Below are 18,989 nucleotides of genomic sequence, written 5' to 3' on the forward strand. Positions count from 1 at the left end.
GGTCAGTCCTCGGCCGCCAGTTCGTCGCGCACGGTGACGGCCAGGTCGGGATGGTCGGCGAAGACCCCGTCGATGCCGGTGCCCAGGATAGTGCGGAACTCGGACTGCCAGTCCCCGTAGTCGGCCCGCAGGCGTCCGCGGCGGAACGTCTTCGCGAGAAAACGGTTCTCGGGGCGCAGGGTCCAGCAGTAGATCTCCAGCCGGGCGGCGTGTGCGGCGTCGACCAGGTCGGTGGCCCCGGTGACCTGCCCGTCGGCATCCGTCTCGAGGATCAGCGATTTGGGCACGCTGATGCCGTCGATCCGCCCGCTCAGCCCGTAGAGCCCGGCGTCGGTGAGGTAGTCGGCGTACCGGGGCGCGTTCTTCAGGCCGAGCCGGGCCACCTCGTCGAACGGCTTGCCGCGCGCCTCGAGCAGGAAGATCCGCTTGCCGTAGATGCCGCGCGCGTAGATCTTGCCGAGGAGGCTGCGTTCGAAGCTCTCGATCGTGAGGCGGCCGTCGCCGGCGTTCCAGCCGGCGGTGTTCACCTCGGCCGCGAACAGCTCGTCGAGCGGGAGCCCGATCGAGTCGAAGTAGGTGGCGTGCTTGATCTCGGCGACGATCCCGATCGGCCGCCTCGCCCGCCCGGCGACCCGGTCGATGAGCTTGAACGCGTCCCGCAGGCGCAGCAGCGGGAAGCGGTCGTCGAACGTGGCACTGGCCTTGCGCACCTCGGGCAGTCGCTCCCGTGCGCGCAGGGTGCGCAGCTCGGCCCAGGTGAAGTCCTCGGTGAACCAGCCGGTGAGCTCGATGCCGTCGATTTCCTTGGTCACCCGGCGAGAATGGAATTTGGGGTGGGAGGCGACATCCGTCGTGCCGGAGATCTCGTTCTCGTGGCGCACCACGAGAACGCCATCGCGGGTGGCCACGATGTCGGGTTCGACCGCGTCCGCCCCGAGGGCAACGGCCAGTTCGTAGGCGGACCGGGTGTGCTCGGGTCGGTAACCGCTCGCCCCGCGGTGGCCGATCACAATCGGTTGCATCTTCCAACCCTACGCGGGGAACTGCCAGAATCGAGGCGATGACACCCTGGACCGTCCCCCCGACCCGCCTGTACCGGTGGGGCTCCTCGCGCGCGCGCTATTTTGCGGGCCTGACCCTGGTCGCGCTCGGGGTGGCCGCCACGAATTTCACCAGCACCTACAGCCTTCTCTTCGTCCTGATCGGCCCCTCCCTGCACGTGATCGGCTGGCTCGTGCTGCCGGGGGCGCTGTGGCGTCGGCTCCTCGTGCTGATCCCCGCGCTGCTGGCCGGGCTGATTCTGCTCGGCGGCGCCGACTTCACCGGCGCCTTTGCCGTGCTCCTGGCCTGCTGGCTGTTCGTGCGGCACCGCCCCCTCCTCAGCTACCCGGCCCTGCTCGCGCCGATCGCGGTCAGCTTCATCCTCAAGGACGCGCTGAGCAGCTACGACCAGAACTGGATCGGCTACCTCGCGGGCACGGTCACCGCGGTGGCCTCGGCCTGGCTCGCCTGGTGGCTGCACGGCTGGGCGGCCGGTCGCCGCCCCCGCCGGGCGCCCAGGCCTCGTGCCGGCCAGCCGGATGCCGCGGACCAGACGGATACCGCTGAGGCCGCAGATATCTCGGCGGATCCTCAGCAGATCTGAATAGACTTCGGGGTAACCTCCAGTGCCGTCCGGCCCTGGTCCCTGAACCCACTCGATTGTGAGCCCGGAAACCATGGCATCCTCCAACCCCGCATTCTCCCGAAACGCCGCTTTCGGCGCTCCTGGCGCCGTTGCAGCGGGCAAGGTGCTCTCCGACAGCGACCTCCAGGGCATGTTCAACGCCCCCTCCGCCGGCTCGCAGGAGACCGACCGGATGACCTACGACGACACCATCCGCAAGACGGTGCTCAGCTTCGTGATCCTGCTCGCGGCCGCGGCCCTCGGCTGGGTCATCACCCCGGTCACGATGATCCCGCTGATCCTCGGCGCGGTCGTCGGCCTGGTCCTCGGCTTCGTCAACGCCTTCAAGAAAGAGCCGTCGCCCGCCCTGATCCTGGCCTACGCGGCCGCCGAGGGCCTGTTCGTCGGTGGCATCTCGGTCGTCTTCGAGCAGATGTACGGCGGCGTCGTCACGCAGGCCGTGCTCGCCACCCTCGTGGTCGTCGGCGTCACCCTCGCCCTCTTCGCCAGCGGCAAGGTGCGCGCCTCCAAGCGGGCCACCAAGGTCTTCATGATCGCCATGATCGGCTACGGGGTCTTCTCCCTGATCAACTTCGGCCTGATGGCCTTCGGCGCGAACACGAACGCGTTCGGCCTGCGCAGCGCCGACTTCATGGGCACCGGAATCCCGTTCGGCGTCATCATCGGCCTCCTCGCCGTCGTGATGGCCGCCTACTCGCTGGTGCTCGACTTCGACTACATCCAGCGCGGCGTCAACAACCGTGCTCCCCGCAAGTACGGCTGGACCGGCGCCTTCGGCATCATGGTGACCGTCGTCTGGCTCTACGTGGAACTGCTGCGCCTCTTCGCCATCTCGCGCAACTAGCACCGCACCGCTTCACCCGGAAGGGCCGCCCCGAGGGGCGGCCCTTCCGTCGTTCCGGCCACCTGCCGCGTCATCAACTTCCCTCAACTCCCGCTGCGCATCTCCCGGTCGATGTCCGCCTCGGTGATCGGCCGCCGGTAGAGGGTGTTCCACGCGTCCAGCAGGAGCGCCACACCCCAGCCGGCCAGCACCCAGCCGGGCCAGAAATAACCTCCACCCACGAAGAACCAGACTCCGACCAGGAACGCGTTGACCACCACATAGGCGACCAGGTCCCCCGTCAGCTTGCGCTTCCTCTCCAACCGCCGGCGCGCGAGGTCGCGATCCGTCACCGCCCGACCGTAATAGTCAGGGCTGAACTGCCCTCCGGACTCATCAGGTTTTTCTGCCATGACGCCACCTCCCGCGCTTTCCGTTGGTCGTTCTCCACCACCCGGAAAGATACCCGCCCCCGCCCCGCCCCGCTCTCCCACGCCGTCCCCCGCCCGCCGTCCCCCGCCCGCCGTCCCCCGCTCTGCTCTCCCCCGCTCTGCTCTCCCCCGCTCTGCTCTCCCCCGCTCTGACAGTTCCCGCTCTGACAGTTCCCGCTCTGACAGTTCCCGCTCCGGTCGAGAGTGCCCGCTGCGCCGGTCACTCTCGACCGGAACGGGAACACTCGCGCGCGAGGCAAAAAAACACCCTCGTTCACAAGCACGAGGGTGTTTTCTTGACGGCGGGAAGTTCAGGCAGCCGCCCCTACTCCCATTCGATGGTCCCCGGCGGCTTGGACGTGACGTCGAGCACGACGCGGTTGACTCCCGACACCTCGTTCGTGATCCGGTTGGAGATCCGCGCCAGCAGGTCGTACGGCAGGCGGGTCCAGTCGGCCGTCATCGCGTCCTCCGACGACACTGGGCGCAGCACGATCGGGTGACCGTAGGTGCGTCCGTCGCCCTGCACCCCGACGGAGCGCACGTCGGCGAGCAGCACCACCGGGCACTGCCAGATCTCACGGTCGAGGCCCGCGGCCGTCAGCTCGGCGCGCACGATCGCATCCGCGTGGCGCAGCAGGTCGAGCCGGTCCTGGGTGATCGCACCCACGATCCGGATGCCCAGGCCGGGTCCGGGGAACGGCTGGCGCTGCACGATCTCGGCCGGCAGTCCCAGCTCGGCGCCGATCGCTCGCACCTCGTCCTTGAACAGCGTGCGCAGCGGTTCGATCAGCTCGAACTGCAGGTCCTCCGGCAGGCCGCCCACGTTGTGGTGGCTCTTGATGTTGGCCGTGCCACTGCCGCCGCCGGACTCGACGACGTCCGGGTAGAGGGTGCCCTGAACGAGGAAGCGGATCGGGTCGCCATCCGTTTCGGCCGCTTCCCGGATCAGCTCGGCCTGGGCCTGCTCGAAGGTGCGGATGAACTCGCGGCCGATGATCTTGCGCTTGGTCTCCGGGTCGCTGACGCCCTCGAGCGCGGTCAGGAACTGCTCCCGCACGTCGACGGTGACCAGGCGCACGCCGGTGGCCTTGACGTAGTCTTCCTCGACCTGGCGGCGTTCGTCCTGCCGCAGCAGGCCGTGGTCCACGAACACGCAGACGAGCTGGTCACCGATGGCCTTGTGCACGAGGGCGGCGGCCACGGCGGAGTCCACGCCGCCGGAGAGCCCGCAGATGACCTTGCCGGTGCCGACCTGGGCCTGGATGCGGGCCACCTGTTCGGCGATCACGTTGCCGCTGTTCCAGTCGCCGGGGATGCCGGCGGCGCGGTGCAGGAAGTTCTCGAGCACGTTCTGGCCGAACTCGGAGTGCTTGACCTCGGGGTGCCACTGCACGCCGTAGAGCCGGCGCTCGTCATTCGCGAAGGCGGCGACCGGGGTCGACGCGGTGGAGGCGAGCACCGAGAAGCCGGCGGGGGCCTTCGACACGGAGTCGCCGTGGCTCATCCACGCGGTCTGCTCGGCCGGCTGCCCGGCCAGCAGCGCGTTGCTGCTGTCGGTGACTCTGACCGGGGTCGCGCCGTACTCGCTCTGTCCGGTGCGGGCGACCTCGCCGCCGAGGGTCGTCGCCATCACCTGGAAGCCGTAGCAGATGCCCAGGATCGGGATGCCCAGGTCGAAGATGGCGGGGTCGAAGGTGGGGGCACCCTCGGCGTAGACGCTCGAGGGTCCGCCGCTGAGCACGATGCCGAGCGGGTTCTTCTCGGCGACCTCGGCCGCGGTGATCGAGTGCGCGACGATCTCTGAATACACGGATGCCTCCCGCACCCGGCGGGCGATCAGCTGCGCGTACTGGGCGCCGAAGTCCACCACCAGGACGGGGCGGGCTCCGGTCTGGGCGGCCACGGCGCTCATGAACGGGCCTGCTCGGTCGCGGCGGCGGCACCGGTGCCGGTGCCGGTGCCGGTGCCGGCGGCCTCACGGCTCGCCAGGAAGGCGGTGACCTCACGGTCGACGCGCACCTCGAGGAAGAACGACAGGGTCGGGATGATGCCGCCGAGCGCGATCAGCAGGAAGCGCGGGAACGACCAGCGCATCAGGCTCCACAGCTGGAAGTCGCTGAACAGGTACAGCACGTACAGCCAGCCGTGCACGATCAGGATGCCCGTGCTCAGGTTGAACGCGGTCACCGTACCCCGGTCCACGAGGGCGAGGAATCCGTTCGGACCATTCACCTCGAGCTCCAGCTGAAGGACGAACTTCAGGAAGACTTCGACGCAGAGCAACAGCAGGAAAACACCGGTGATGATCGAGGACACCCGGTAGAGCCGGAGCGCACCGGAGATTTTCGGGATGTCGGCGGGCTTTGGTTCAAGAGGCATGCGCCAATTCTAGACGGCCTCCGCCGCGGCGATGGCGGCCTGCTCCTGCTCGCGCTCCCAGGCATCGCGCGCGAGCCGGTACCAGAGGAACACGGCGAAACCGGCGAAGACGGCCCACTCGAGGGCGTAGAAGATGTTGAGCCAGTTGATGGAGGCATCGCTCACCGGCGCGGGCGAGTCGATCCTGGCCAGGCCGGCGGCGGCATCCGTGTCGACGATGTACCCGGCGTAGACAGACTGGTCGGTGAAATCCCTCCACTCGTTGATCAGGGCGGCGGTCGAGACGGTGGTCTGGGTGTGCGGGTCGCGCGTCTCGTCAGGCACGACGGGGGCCTCGGAGGGCACGAACCGCCCGGTCAACGTCTGCGCCTGACCGGCCGGCGCGGCGGCGAACTCGTCGATGGCCGCGGCGGCCGCCCGCTCGGTCGGCGCCCAGCCGCGCGCCACGGCGATGTTCGCGGCGTCGTCCGCCGTGATGAATCGGCTGACCACCCAGAATCCGCTGGCGCCGCCGTTGAAGCGGTCGCTGATCAGTTGCTCGTCGCCGGGCAGGAACGACCCGTCCACGGTGACCAGCTGGCCCGTGGCCGCCTCGCGCGGCGGGCCGTCCGGCGGCACGGCCTCGGCGAGAGGCTGCACGGTCTCGGTGGTGCGCTCCACGACCTCGCCGGAGGCGATGGCGCGCTCGAGCTGCCACCGGCCGAGGAGAGCGAAGGCCGCCGCGACCAGCAGAGCCAGGAGCAGGGCGAGGATCCAGCGTGGGCGGAGCATGGTCTTGGTCATGAGTAGTCCCCTGTTCCGGCGCCGCGACCGGAGTCGCGCGGCGGCTTCTCGGCCGGGCCGGCGTCGCTGGTGAAACGGTCGGTGACGAAATCGAGCATGGAGTCGGAGGCGCTCGGTTCGTCTTGCGCGCCGGGCTCCGAGCCCGGACGGGCGCGGGCGGCGACCCGCTCGGCGGCCCGCTGGGTCTCTGGGCCGGGCGTGGCGCCGGTGTCGGCGGTGACGGCTTCGACCAGCGCGATTTCCTCGGCCAGCATCGCGTCGACGGGGCGCCTGGGCACCGGAACCGCGTTCCCGCGGCGCCGGAGGGCGGCCCCGATCTTCTCCGAGTTCGCGGCGAACAGCGGCCCGAGGATGGCCATGGTGAGCACGTACAGACCGGCGAACGGCTGCAGGCGCTGGTCGAGGCCAGCGCTGACCGAGAGGGTCGCGAGGATCAGCGTGAATTCGCCGCGATTCACGAAGATCGCCGCGGTATTCAGGCCCTCCCGGGCACCCATGCCGTGCAGCCTGGCCATCAGCATCCCGGATACCAGGCTCAACACGAAGGTCATCGCGACGGCGAGCAGCACGATGGTGATGACCGACCCGAATTCGGCCACGTTGAGGGCGAGGCCGAAGTTGAGGAAGAAGAAGGCCCCGAACACGTCACGCAGCGGAACCGCCACGCGCTCGATCCGGCCGCGGTAGGTGCTCGCGCCGAGCACCACCCCGATCAGGAAGGCGCCGATCGCATCCGTCACCCCGATGATTTCCCCGATCCCGGCGAAGAGCACGGCGAGCCCGAAGAAAAGGATGGTGAACAGCTCGTCGTCCTTGGTACGCATCAGCCGGGACACCACCTTCGCCCCCCAGCGGGCGACGGAGAACATGACGACGAGGAAGAGGAACGCGATGCTCAGCTGCAGCACGATCGGCCAGATCTCGGTCTTGCCGCTGAGCACGACGGAGACGATCGCCAGGTAGATCGCGATGAAGATATCCCCGACGACGGTGACGCCGAGGATCATCGGCGTTTCCTTGTTCGCCAGCCGGCGCAGTTCGATCAGCAGCTTGGTGATGATGGCGCTCGAGCTGGTGCCGGTCATCCCCGCGATGACGAGGGCCTCCCGGGTGCCCCAGCCGACCATGAGGCCGAACCCGAAGCCGACGCCCATGTTGATCAGCACGTAGGATCCGCCGGAGATCAGGAGTTTTCCGGCGTCGCCGAAGAATGCCTCCTGGTCGAATTCGAGTCCCAGGCTGAACAGGAGCAGGATCAGGCCGAAAATGGCGATCAGTTCGATATCCGCCGAGTGGAAGTTGAGCGGGAACCAGCCGCTGTTCGGGCTCGCCAGGAGCCCCACGATCATGTAGATCGGGATGGACGGCAGCCCGATCAGTTTTCCGGCGCGGCCCAGAACGTACGCGACGACGAGCAGGATGCCAAGAGTGATGAGGTCTTCGCCGAGGTTCATCGGTTAGCCCCCGGGCGGCGCATCGACGGTCTTGGCCCTGACCTCGCCGGTGCGGAAGAACGCGAAAGCCTTCGCGACCTTCTCCGGCGAGCCGGCGACGACGAGCGTGTCGCCGGGGAACACCCGGAAGTCGTGGGCGGGCGCCGGGTTGGCGGACTCCCCCCGCACGACGGCGACCACGGTGAGGCCCGCGATGCCGCGGTCGGCCGGGTTCCCCAGCGTCTGGCCGGCGATGTGGTCTTCGTAGTCGACGGTGAACCAGTCGATGCTGAGGCCGGGGATCTGGTCGAGCGCGGTGAGCGACTCGGTGATCTGGGTGCCGCCGAGCAACTCGGCCAGGGTGTGCGCCTCGTCCTCGTTCAGGCGCAGGGACACCTTGGCGGCGTCGGGCCCGCCCTCGTCGTCCGCGAACGTGATGAGGTCGCTGTGCCCCGAGCGGTGGGCGATCACGCCGACCTTGCCGCCGTCATCCGTGATGAAGGTGTGGAGCACTCCCACGCCGGGAAGTTTGACCCGCCTAACGTCAACCATGGTTACGACTCCTGAGACTTGAGGGCAGTCGGGCCAGTCTACCGGAGTGCACTCCCACGCTCGCCGGACGCCGGCCGCCCCGCCCCGCACCGCTCTGCCCTAACCAATTCGACGGAGCTCTTACTCTAAAAAGCGCCGTGGGGCGCATTCCGGCCCGAAATCGGCAAAATCTCCGTCGAATTGGTTCAGGCGCGGGCGGGCTGGCGGGAACGACGCGGGAACGACCAGCGGATGCGGCGAGCGCGCCGCATCCGCTGGCCCCGGCCTACTTCGTGGCGACGATGTCGGGGGCCTCGAGGCGCACCCGGTCGGCGGACTCGTCGTCCGGCTGCTTCTGCGACGCCCGTTCGGCCGCGACCCGCTTGAGGTAGTGGCCCACTTCGCGCTGTTCCCGGGCCTCGTCCCAGCCGAGCACCCCGGCGAGCAGGCGGGCCGCCACGGGAGCCGCGGACACGCCGCGATCCCAGGCCTCGATCGAGATGCGGGTGCGCCGGGCGAGCACGTCCTCGAGGTGCAGGGCGCCCAGGTGCGAGGCCGCATAGACGACCTCCGCCTCGATGTAGTCGTCGGCCCCCGGCAGCGGGTCGGCCAGCGACGGTGTCTCGCGGATGAGGTCGAGCAGTTCGTCGGTCAGGGTGCCGTAGCGGTTCAGCAGGTGCTCGATCCGCACCGTGTGCAGGCCGAAGGCCCTGGCGATCCGGCTGCGCTTGTTCCACGCAGCCTGGTAACCCTCGGCCCCGAGCAGCGGGATGTCGTGCGTGGTCGATGCCGGAATCCGGCCGTCGAGGGCAGCGACGGCCGCGTCGATCGCATCCTTCGCCATCACCCGGTAGGTGGTCCACTTGCCGCCCGCGATCACGACCAGTCCCGGCACGGAATGGCCGACGAGGTGCTCCCTGGACAGCTTCGACGTGCTCTCCGATTCCCCGGCCAGCAGGGGCCGGAGTCCCGCGTAGACCCCCTCGACGTCTTCCCTGGTCAGCGGCACCCGCATCACCGTGTTGACGGTTTCGAGCAGGTAGTCGATGTCCGCGGCCGTGGCCGCCGGGTGCGCCTTGTCCAGGTGCCAGTCGGTGTCGGTCGTGCCGATCAGCCAGTGCCGGCCCCAGGGGATCACGAACAGCACGCTCTTCTCGGTGCGCAGCAGCATGCCCATCGCCGATTGGAACCGGTCCCGGGGCACGACCAGGTGGATGCCCTTCGAGGCCCGAACCTTGAACGTGCCGCGTTCGCCGACCATGCGCTGGGTGTCGTCGGTCCAGACCCCGGTCGCGTTCACGACCTGCTTGGCCCGCACCTCGAACCGCTCGCCGGTCTGCAGGTCGTGCGCGTGCACGCCCACCACCCGCTCGCCGACCTTGATGAACCCCTCGACGCGCACCCGGCTGGCCGCGTGCGCGCCGTAGAACGATGCCGTGCGCACGAGCGAGGCCACGTAGAGCGCGTCGTCGACCTGGGCGTCGTAGTACGCGATGCCGCCGTGCATCGCGTCGTCCCGGAGGCTGGGCACGAGTCCCCGCACCTGCCGCTTGGACAGGTGGCGGTGATGCGGCACCCCGGGCGGACGCCCGCCGGTGTAGGAGAACAGGTCGTAGAGCAGCATGCCGGCGCCCACGTAGAAGCGTTCCTTGAACCGGGTCGTGAGCGGGTAGAGGAAGCGCACCGGCTTCACCAGGTGCGGCGCGATGCGCTGCAGCAGAAGGCCGCGCTCGATCAGGGCCTCCCGCACCAGCCTGAAGTCCAGCTGTTCCAGGTAACGGATGCCGCCGTGCACCAGCTTCGACGACCGGCTCGACGTGCCCGACGCCCAGTCCCTGGCCTCGAGGATGCCGACGCTCAGGCCCCGGGTCACGGCGTCCAGGGCCGCACCGGAACCGACGATGCCACCGCCGACGACGAGGATGTCGAGCTCTTTCCCCTTCAGCCGCTCCAGTGCCGCCGCGCGCTCGTCCGGGCCCAGTTTCCTGGACCGGGACACCGAGTTGCCTGTTGCCATGTGCTCACTCCCATCGAATGGTGTGGTGCTTACCCTGACGCTAGTTCACTCGGTACGGCGCGACAACTACCGGTGCCTAGTTCCCGCGGTACGGCGCGACGACGACCTCGACCCGCTGGAATTCCTTCAGGTCGGAGTAGCCGGTCGTGGCCATCGAACGGCGCAGCGCGCCGACGAGGTTCGCGGTGCCGTCGGCGATCGGGGTGGGGCCGTAGAGGATGGTCTCGAGCGGGGCGAGGGCGCCCACCTCGACGCGCTTGCCGCGGGGCAGCTGCGAGTGGTGCACCTCGGCGCCCCAGTGGAAACCGCCGCCGGGGGCATCCGTCGCCCGGGCCAGTGCGGTGCCGAGCATGACGGCGTCCGCGCCGCAGGCGATGGCCTTGACGATGTCGCCGGAGGTGTTGAGGCCTCCGTCTGCGATGACGTGCACGTAGCGTCCGCCGGACTCGTCCATGTAGTCCCGGCGGGCGCCGGCCACGTCGGCGACGGCCGTGGCCATCGGGGCGTGGATGCCGAGAGAGGCGCGGGTGGTCGAGGCCGCACCGCCGCCGAAGCCGACGAGCACCCCGGCCGCGCCGGTGCGCATGAGGTGCAGGGCAGCGGTGTAGGTGGCCGCGCCGCCCACGATCACGGGCACGTCGAGCTCGTAGATGAACTTCTTGAGGTTGAGGGGTTCCTGGTTCTGCGACACGTGCTCGGCGGAAACCGTGGTGCCGCGGATCACGAACAGGTCGACGCCGGCTGCGACGACGGTCTCGTACAGCTCCTGGGTGCGCTGCGGCGACAGGGCGCCGGCCACGGTCACGCCGGCCGCGCGGATCTCGGCGAGACGCTCGGTGACCAGGCTCGGCTTGATCGGCTCGGAGTACATCTGCTGCATGCGCGCGGTGGCCAGGTCGGCGGGCAGTTCTCGGATCTCGGCGAGGAGGGGTTCCGGGTCGTCGTAGCGGGTCCAGAGGCCCTCGAGGTCGAGCACGCCGACGCCGCCGAGCTGGCCCATCATGATGGCCGTCTTCGGCGACACCACGGAGTCCATCGGCGCCGCGAGGAACGGGATCGCGAACTGGTACGCGTCGATGGTCCAGCTGACCGACACGTCCTCCGGGTCGCGGGTGCGCCGACTGGGCACAATCGCGATGTCGTCGAAGGCATACACGCGGCGAGCGCGCTTGGAACGGCCGATCTCGATTTCCATGTTCCCAGTTTAGGTGCCGCCGACTGCCTCGGGGCGAACGCCGGGCAGGCGGGGCACGCGACCTCGACGCCGAACGGGAGTTGGGGCATCCTGACGTCATGGATGTCGCCGCCGATCCGTTGTCCTTTCTCCGCGAACGCACGAGCATGAAATGGCGCAGTTACCCCCCGGACGTGCTGCCGCTGTTCGTCGCTGAAATGGACTTCCCTCTCGCCGAGCCGATCCAGGACGCCCTGGTGGCGGCGGTGCGGCGCAGCGACACCGGCTACATCGCCCCGGCCAACGGACTCGGTGCGGCCTTCTCCGGGTTCGCCGGCCGCCGCTGGGGCTGGCGGGTGGACCCGGAGCAGGTGACCAGCACCACGGATGTCAGCGTCGCGATCGTCGAGACCCTGCGGCTCCGGATCCGGCCGGGCGACGCGGTCGTGATCACTCCCCCGGTCTACCCGCCGTTCTTCGACCTGGTCCCCGAGGCCGGCGGGCGGGTGGTCGCCGTGCCGCTCCTCTCGGGGCAGGCCGGCTGGAACCTCGACCTGGACGGGCTGGAACGGGCGTTCATCGACGGGGCGCGGTGCGTCCTGCTCTGCAACCCGCACAACCCGGTCGGGCATCCGCACACGGTGGAGGACCTCGTGGCGCTGGCCGAACTGGCCGCGCGCTACGGCGTCACGGTGATCAGCGACGAGGTGCACGCCCCCCTCACCTACGGCGACGCCGTCTTCACCCCCTACCTGTGCGTGTCGGCGGAGGCGGCGGAGCACGGCATCTGCGTGACCAGCGCGAGCAAGGCCTGGAATCTGGCCGGGCTCAAGTGCGCGGTGATCGTGACCGGCTCAGAACGGATGCGCGGACTCGTCTCCGCCCTGCCGGTGGAAGTCGGCTGGCGCACGAGCCAGTTCGGGCTGATCGCGGGCATCGCCGCCTGGCAGCACGGTGAGCCGTGGCTGGGCGGGGTGATCACCGCGCTGCAGGCCAACCGGCTGCTGCTGGCCGGTCTGCTCGACGCGCAACTTCCGGGCGTGGGCTACCGGCAGCCGGGAGCGGGCTACCTGGCCTGGCTGGACCTGCGGAGCCTGGGCTGGGGCGACGACCCCGCCCTGGTGGCGCTCGAGCGGGGCCGGGTGGCGCTGAGCCCCGGCCCGAAGTTCGGCCTGCCGGGCCTGGGCTACGCGCGCCTCAATTTCGGTTGTTCTCCCGAGGTTCTCGGCGAAGCGGTCTCCCGCCTCGCCGCATCCGTCTGACCGATCCCGAGCCCCAGGCGCGCCGGTGCTCGAGCCTGCCGAGACCCGCCGAACAGTGAGCAACGCCCCCAAAAATTCAAGAAACGGGGGCGAAACTCACGGCTCGGCGAGGAAGGTCAGCGGCGGTAGTTGGGTGCCTCGACCACGATCTGCACGTCGTGCGGGTGCGACTCCTTCAGCCCGGCGGCGGTGATCCGCACGAACTTGCCCTTCTGCTTGAGCTCGTCGATCGTGCGAGCGCCCACGTAGAACATGGACTGGCGCAGGCCGCCGATGAGCTGGTAGGCCACGGCGGACACGGGGCCGCGGTACGGCACCTGGCCCTCGATGCCTTCCGGGATGAGCTTGTCGTCGGAGGGGACATCCGACTGGAAGTAGCGGTCCTTGGAGTAGGAGGTCTTCGTGCCGCGGCTCTGCAGCGCGCCCAGCGAACCCATGCCGCGGTACGTCTTGAACTGCTTGCCGTTGACGAAGACGAGCTCGCCGGGGCTCTCGTCACAGCCGGCGAGGAGGGAACCGAGCATGACGGTGTCCGCTCCGGCCACGAGGGCCTTCGCGATGTCGCCGGAGTACTGCAACCCGCCGTCGGCGATGACCGGGATGCCGGTCTCCCGGGCCGCGAGCGACGCCTGGTAGACGGCGGTGATCTGCGGAACGCCGACGCCGGCGACGATGCGGGTGGTGCAGATGGAGCCGGGGCCGACCCCGACCTTGATCGCGTCCGCACCGGCGTCGATGAGCGCCTGGGCGCCGGAGCGGGTCGCCACGTTGCCGCCGATGACGTCGACCGCGGCGAAGGCCGGGTCGGTCTTCAAACGGCGGATGATGTCGAGCACGCCGGCGCTGTCGCCGTTGGCGGTGTCGACGACGAGCACGTCCACGCCCGCGTCGAGCAGCGCGGTGGCTCGCTGCCAGGCGTCACCGAAGAAGCCGATGGCTGCGCCGACGCGCAGGCGACCCGCGTCGTCCTTCGTCGCGAAGGGGTATTCCTCGCTCTTGTCGAAGTCCTTGACGGTGATCAGGCCCGTGAGCCGGCCGGCGTCGTCGACGAGGGGAAGCTTCTCGATCTTGTGGGTGGCGAAGATGGCGACGGCGTCCATCGGCGCCATGCCGACCTTGCCGGTGATCAGCGGCGCCTTCGTCATCACCTCGCGCACGAGCGTGGTGTGCTTCTTCGTGCTGGAGACGAAGCGCATGTCCCGGTTGGTGATGATTCCGACGAGCACGCCGTCGGAGTCGACGACCGGGAGGCCGCTGATGCGGTACTGCCCGCACAGGGCGTCGACCTCGGCCACGGTGGCGTCGGGCGAAGTTGTTACCGGATTGGTAATCATGCCGGATTCGCTGCGTTTGACGAGGTCCACCTGCTCGGCCTGGTCCGAAATGGACAGGTTGCGGTGCAGCACGCCGAGGCCGCCTTCGCGGGCCATGGCGATGGCCATCCGGGTCTCCGTGACGGTGTCCATCGCGCTGGAAAGCAGCGGTGTGGCCACGCTGATCCGACGCGTCAGCCGAGACATAGTCTCGGCTTCACTGGGAATGACGTCGGTGTGCCCCGGCAGAAGCAGCACGTCGTCGTAGGTGAGCCCGGTGAAACCGAACGGATCTGGCTGATCCATGTAACCCCTTTTTCATACGCGGAAAGATAGGAAAAAATCCGGGAATCCGAGGGACCCAACCGGTTCATCAATGTTAAGCGACATTGCGCTCCCCGCATTCCGCGTACGAAGATCTAGGGAGTGTTGACCCACGTCGTAACATCGGCGACATATTCTTCATTTACTGTCAACAAAGATGTTGGCAGGTGAGACCCGGGGCACGCTCGGTCACAAACCCAACGGTGCCGCCATGGAGGTGCAGTGAATTCCACTGAAGCTGTTCGCAGATTCTCACCCAGAATGCTGGTGATCTTTCTCGGTCTGCTCTTTGCAGCCTTGACGATGTCCACGTTCGCCACGCTCTCCGCCGCGCCGGCTCACGCCGACGAGGTCGGAACGGACAAGTACGACTACGTGCTCGCCGGCAACGTCCAGTTCAACCAGAAACCGCTCGACGGCGTGCTGATCACCGTCAAGGGCTCCGGCTACGAGGCATCCGTGAAGACGGGCGTCGACGGCAAATGGAAGGTGGGCGTGCCCGAGAAGGCCACCTACTCCGTGGCGCTGGACGAGGACACCCTGCCCAAGGGCGTCATCGTCGCCAAGGGCGGCAGCGTCATCAAGGCGGAGTTCGGCCTGACCAAGGTCAAATCGGTCAACTTCTTCCTCGGCGAGGGCAAGCGCTCCACGGTGAGCTTCTTCGACCAGTTCGTGAACCGATTCGTGAACGGGCTCAACTTCGGCCTTCTCCTCGCCCTGGCGGCGATCGGGCTGTCGTTGATCTTCGGCACCACGGGCCTGAGCAACTTCGCCCACGCCGAGATGATCACCTTCGGCGCCCTGATGACGCTGCTCTTCTCCGTCACCCTGCACGTGCCGGTCTGGGCGGCGATCATCATCGCCATCCTGCTCAGCGCCGGGCTCGGCTGGAGTCTCGACGCGGTGATCTGGAAACCGCTGCGGCGCAAGGGCGTCGGCCTGATCCCGCTCATGATCGTGAGCATCGGCCTCTCCCTCGCCCTGCGCTACGTCTTCCAGTTCTTCGTCGGCGGCGGCACGAGCCAGCTGCCGGGCTCCGGACTGGCCGACATGAAGCTCGGTCCGATCCGGCTCTCCGTGATCGACCTCGCCAGCATGGGCATCAGCATCGTGGTGCTGCTGGCGGTCTCCTTCTTCCTGCTGCGCACCCGCATCGGCAAGGCGACCCGCGCCGTCTCCGACAACCCCAGCCTGGCCTCGGCCAGCGGGATCGACGTCGACGGCGTCATCCGGATCGTCTGGGTGGTCGGCGGCGGTCTCGCCGGGCTCAGCGGCATCCTGTGGGCCTACTTCCGGCCGGGCGTCAGCTGGGACATGGGCTTCCAGATCCTGCTGCTCGTCTTCGCGGCGACCACCCTCGGCGGTCTCGGCACCGCCTTCGGTGCCCTGATCGGTTCGATCATCGTCGGCCTGTTCGTCGAACTGTCGACGCTGTGGCTTCCCTCCGACCTTAAATACGTCGGCGCACTTGTCGTGTTGATCCTGGTGCTGCTGCTTCGGCCGCAAGGCATCCTGGGTCGCAAAGAGAGAATTGGCTAGAAGGGCATCCGATGATCGACTGGGGAGCAATCTTTAGCAACGCAGCCGTCGAGCTGATCAGCCCGACCACCGCCGCCTACGCCCTCGCGGCGCTCGGGCTGGCGATCCACTTCGGCTACACCGGCCTCCTGAACTTCGGCCAGGCCGGCTTCATGGCCCTCGGCGCCTACGGCTTCGCCATCTCCACCCTCAGCTTTGGCTTCCCTGTCTGGGGTGCCGTGCTGGTGGGGGTCGGCGCATCCGTGGTCTTCGCCCTGATCCTGGGCATTCCGACCCTCCGTCTGCGGGCGGACTACCTGGCGATCGTGACGATCGCCGCGGCCGAGATCGTGCGGCTTCTGTTCACGACGAACACCTTCGAGCCGCTCACCGGCTCGGCGAACGGGCTGAGCGGGTACAAGGGCGGCTTCAGCTCACTCAACCCGATCCCGGAGGGCACGTACGGCTTCGGGCCGTTCGAGTACAACGCCTACGACTGGTGGCTGCGCATCGTGGCCTGGACGATCGTGGTCCTCGCCTGCCTGTTAACCTGGCAGATCATGCGCAGCCCGTGGGGTCGCGTGATCAAGGGCATCCGTGAAGACGAGGATGCCGTGCGCGCCCTCGGCAAGAACGTCTACTCCTACAAGATGCAGTCCCTGATTCTCGGTGGCGTGTTCGGCACGATCGCGGGCATGATCTTCGTGCTCCCCCGAGCCGTGGTGCCCTCGAACTACCAGACCTCGCTGACGTTCTTCATCTACGCGATCCTCCTGCTCGGCGGCGCGTCGACGATTCTCGGCCCGGTCATCGGCTCGATGATCTTCTGGGTGTTGCTCTCTTTCTTCTCCGGCTTCATCGCCCGAGCGGTGGAGGCGGGCTGGCTGCCGTTCATGACCAGCATCCAGGCCGGCCAGCTGCGGTTCATCCTCGTCGGCGTCGCAATCATGCTCATCGTCATATTCAGACCGCAGGGCATCTTCGGAAACAAGAAGGAGTTGGCCTTTGTCAAATAACACCGTTCCGAGCAACAAGCCGATCAAGTCCACGGATCTGCACATCGGCGAGGCCGCACCCGGCTGCAAGAAGAGAGACCCGATCCTGGTGGCGGATGGCGTGAGCCGCACCTTCGGCGGCCTCAAAGCCGTCGACGTCGACCATGTGGAGATCCCCCGCGGTGCCATCACGGCGCTCATCGGGCCCAACGGCGCCGGCAAGACCACCCTCTTCAACCTGCTCACCGGCTTCGACAAGCCCGACACCGGTTCCTGGACCTTCGAGGGTCGGTCCCTCTCCGGCATGCCGGCGTTCAAGGTGGCCAGGATGGGCCAGGTGCGCACGTTCCAGCTCACGAAGGCGCTGGGCCTGCTGACCGTGATGGACAACATGCTGCTGGGCGCGAAGGGCCAGACCGGGGAGAACCTGTTCCGGGCGATCTTCCCCTTCTTCTGGCGCAAGCAGGAAGAAGACAACCGGGCGCGCGCCATCGACATCCTCGAGCGCTTCAAACTGGACACCAAGAAGGACGACTACGCCGCGAGCCTGTCCGGCGGGCAGCGCAAGCTACTCGAAATGGCGCGGGCCCTGATGAGCGAACCGACCCTGGTGATGCTCGACGAGCCGATGGCCGGGGTGAACCCGGCGCTGACCCAGTCGCTGCTGGACCACATCCTGAACCTGAAGACGCAGGGCATGACCGTTCTGTTCGTCGAACACGACATGCACATGGTGCGCCACATCGCGGACTGGGTCATCGTCATGGCCGAGGGCAAGGTCGTCGCAGAGGGCGACCCGCACGAGGTCATGCGCAACCCCGCCGTGATCGACGCCTACCTGGGCCAGCACCACGACGAAGACCTCGGCGAGGATCCTGCGGCCGAAACCGAACATGTCGAAGCCATTAAGGAGCTGCTCGATTGACGAACTCCAGCCCGACCGCCCCGCCGGTCTACGTCCCCACCGGGGAACCCGTCGTCGAGGTCAAAACGGTCACGGCCGGCTACCTGCCGGGCGTGAACATCCTGAACGCGTGTTCGCTGACCGCCTACGACGGTGAACTGATCGGCATCATCGGCCCGAACGGCGCCGGCAAGTCGACGCTGCTCAAGTCGATCTTCGGCCAGGTCAAGGTGCGCGAGGGCGAGATCCTGCTGCGCGGTGAGAACATCACCAACCTGAAGGCGAACAAGCTCGTGGCCAAGGGCGTCGGCTTCGTCCCGCAGACGAACAACGTCTTCCCGACCCTCAGCATCCAGGAGAACCTGGAGATGGGGATGTTCCTGAAGCCGAAGGGCCTGCACGAGCGGCTCGAGTTCGTCACCGAGATCTTCCCGGAGCTGAAGAAGCGGCTGCAGCAGCGGGCGGGTTCGCTCTCGGGCGGCGAACGCCAGATGGTGGCGATGTCGCGGGCCCTGATGATGGGCCCGCACGTGCTGCTGCTCGACGAGCCCAGCGCCGGCCTGTCCCCCGTGCGCCAGGACGAGGCGTTCCTGCGGGTCAAGGAGATCAACAAGGCCGGCGTGACCACGATCATGGTGGAGCAGAACGCGCGCCGCTGCCTGCAGATCTGCGACCGCGGCTACGTGCTCGACCAGGGCCGCGACGCGTACACAGGCACCGGCCGCGAGCTGCTGAACGACCCCAAGGTGATCGGCCTGTACCTGGGCACCCTGGGCCAGGACGACTGACCCGGCACACCCGCACCACCCGCACACAGAAGCGGCGCCCGAGAGATCCTCGGGCGCCGCTTCTGTGTGCCCGGTGCGCGGCTCCTGCGTGCCCGTGGGCGGCTCCTGGGTGCCCGTGCGTTACCCGTCGTTGTACCGGTGCGCCGTCGCGGCTCGCGGCGCACGGCGCACGGCGCACGGCGCACGGCGCACGGCGCACGGCGCACGATGTGGCCCGGGGCGCAGGTTCTAACCTGCGCCGGCGTGCACAGCGTGCGCCGCGACATCCGTGGCCGGATACGGCCTCACCGGGACGGGGCCGGCCGACACCGTGGCCGGGGTCCGGGTGCACAGAAGCGGACTCGCGGCCGTCGGGTCCGGGGGCGCGTCATCGCCGCTCGAGCTCGACACTTCCGGTCGACTTCGTCACGTGCGCGAGTCGAACTCGATCGGAAGTGGCGAACTCGCCGGAGGTGCCCAAACAACGGATGCGCGCCGTGGCTGTCGGGCTCGTGAGCCGGTGGCTCGTGGCTCGTGGCTCGTGGCTCGTGGCTCGTGGCGCACGATGTGGCCCGGGGCGCAGGTTCTAACCTGCGCCGGCGTGCAGAGCGTGCGCCGCGACATCCGTGGCCGGAGACGGCGTCA

Annotated in this window: 17 protein-coding genes; 7 read left to right on the forward strand and 10 right to left on the reverse strand. The window is 68.3% G+C overall.

Annotation, left to right across the window (positions count from 1 at the left end):
- Positions 1-2 precede the first annotated feature (2 nt).
- Positions 3-1,022, reverse strand: a complete 1,020-nt coding sequence (locus E3O49_RS12850) for a glycerophosphodiester phosphodiesterase family protein (RefSeq protein ID WP_134366216.1) — start codon at positions 1,020-1,022, stop codon at positions 3-5.
- A gap of 38 nt (positions 1,023-1,060) precedes the next feature.
- Between E3O49_RS12850 and E3O49_RS12855 the strand changes: the two genes are divergently transcribed.
- Entirely contained in the window at positions 1,061-1,645 is a 585-nt protein-coding gene (locus E3O49_RS12855) for a hypothetical protein (RefSeq protein ID WP_134366215.1), read from the forward strand.
- A 73-nt stretch (positions 1,646-1,718) separates the two neighbouring features.
- On the forward strand, positions 1,719-2,531 hold the full coding sequence (locus E3O49_RS12860; protein WP_134366214.1) for a Bax inhibitor-1/YccA family protein: 813 nt from the start codon (positions 1,719-1,721) through the stop codon (positions 2,529-2,531).
- Positions 2,532-2,614: 83 nt separating this feature from the next.
- Here E3O49_RS12860 and E3O49_RS12865 read toward each other — a convergent pair whose 3' ends face one another.
- From E3O49_RS12865 to E3O49_RS12900, 8 genes are all read right to left on the reverse strand, one after another.
- A complete protein-coding gene (locus E3O49_RS12865) occupies positions 2,615-2,923 on the reverse strand; it encodes a 2TM domain-containing protein (RefSeq protein ID WP_134451730.1) in 309 nt (102 codons plus the stop codon).
- 343 nt (positions 2,924-3,266) lie between these two features.
- Positions 3,267-4,856, reverse strand: a complete 1,590-nt coding sequence (guaA, locus tag E3O49_RS12870) for a glutamine-hydrolyzing GMP synthase (RefSeq protein ID WP_134410474.1) — start codon at positions 4,854-4,856, stop codon at positions 3,267-3,269.
- Positions 4,853-5,323 (reverse strand): DUF3817 domain-containing protein, encoded by a 471-nt coding sequence (locus E3O49_RS12875; protein ID WP_134451732.1) that lies wholly within the window; start codon positions 5,321-5,323, stop codon positions 4,853-4,855. The genes guaA and E3O49_RS12875 overlap by 4 nt, the downstream gene beginning before the upstream one ends.
- A gap of 9 nt (positions 5,324-5,332) precedes the next feature.
- Entirely contained in the window at positions 5,333-6,106 is a 774-nt protein-coding gene (locus E3O49_RS12880) for an SURF1 family protein (protein ID WP_134366336.1), read from the reverse strand.
- Complete coding sequence (locus E3O49_RS12885; RefSeq protein ID WP_134451733.1) at positions 6,103-7,560, reverse strand: cation:proton antiporter; 1,458 nt, start codon at positions 7,558-7,560, stop codon at positions 6,103-6,105. The genes E3O49_RS12880 and E3O49_RS12885 overlap by 4 nt, the downstream gene beginning before the upstream one ends.
- A gap of 3 nt (positions 7,561-7,563) precedes the next feature.
- Entirely contained in the window at positions 7,564-8,091 is a 528-nt protein-coding gene (locus E3O49_RS12890; protein ID WP_134366338.1) for a cation:proton antiporter regulatory subunit, read from the reverse strand.
- 265 nt (positions 8,092-8,356) lie between these two features.
- Complete coding sequence (locus E3O49_RS12895) at positions 8,357-10,087, reverse strand: glycerol-3-phosphate dehydrogenase/oxidase (protein ID WP_166787183.1); 1,731 nt, start codon at positions 10,085-10,087, stop codon at positions 8,357-8,359.
- 76 nt (positions 10,088-10,163) lie between these two features.
- Positions 10,164-11,282 (reverse strand): GuaB3 family IMP dehydrogenase-related protein, encoded by a 1,119-nt coding sequence (locus E3O49_RS12900; protein ID WP_134366339.1) that lies wholly within the window; start codon positions 11,280-11,282, stop codon positions 10,164-10,166.
- 98 nt (positions 11,283-11,380) lie between these two features.
- Here E3O49_RS12900 and E3O49_RS12905 point away from each other — a divergent pair, with 98 nt between their 5' ends.
- Entirely contained in the window at positions 11,381-12,523 is a 1,143-nt protein-coding gene (locus E3O49_RS12905) for a MalY/PatB family protein (protein ID WP_134366340.1), read from the forward strand.
- Between the two features lie 116 nt (positions 12,524-12,639).
- Here the strand turns inward: E3O49_RS12905 and guaB are convergent, their stop codons facing one another.
- Entirely contained in the window at positions 12,640-14,142 is a 1,503-nt protein-coding gene (guaB, locus tag E3O49_RS12910; RefSeq protein WP_134366341.1) for an IMP dehydrogenase, read from the reverse strand.
- 279 nt (positions 14,143-14,421) lie between these two features.
- On the opposite strand from guaB, the gene E3O49_RS12915 reads away from it, so the two are divergent.
- Genes E3O49_RS12915 through E3O49_RS12930 form a run of 4 tightly spaced genes read left to right on the forward strand, consistent with a single transcriptional unit; the run spans position 14,422 to position 18,365 of the window.
- Positions 14,422-15,699, forward strand: a complete 1,278-nt coding sequence (locus E3O49_RS12915) for a branched-chain amino acid ABC transporter permease (RefSeq protein WP_134366342.1) — start codon at positions 14,422-14,424, stop codon at positions 15,697-15,699.
- Between the two features lie 14 nt (positions 15,700-15,713).
- On the forward strand, positions 15,714-16,694 hold the full coding sequence (locus tag E3O49_RS12920) for a branched-chain amino acid ABC transporter permease (protein WP_134366354.1): 981 nt from the start codon (positions 15,714-15,716) through the stop codon (positions 16,692-16,694).
- Positions 16,684-17,598, forward strand: coding sequence for an ABC transporter ATP-binding protein (locus E3O49_RS12925; RefSeq protein ID WP_134366343.1), 915 nt, complete (start codon positions 16,684-16,686; stop codon positions 17,596-17,598). Before E3O49_RS12920 ends, E3O49_RS12925 begins: the two co-directional genes overlap by 11 nt.
- The gene (locus tag E3O49_RS12930) at positions 17,595-18,365 is read left to right on the forward strand and encodes an ABC transporter ATP-binding protein (protein ID WP_134366344.1); all 771 of its coding nucleotides are present in this window, start codon (positions 17,595-17,597) and stop codon (positions 18,363-18,365) included. Before E3O49_RS12925 ends, E3O49_RS12930 begins: the two co-directional genes overlap by 4 nt.
- Positions 18,366-18,989: the final 624 nt, after the last annotated feature.

It is taken from the genome of Cryobacterium shii, assembly GCF_004402595.1.
GTDB lineage: Bacteria > Actinomycetota > Actinomycetes > Actinomycetales > Microbacteriaceae > Cryobacterium > Cryobacterium shii.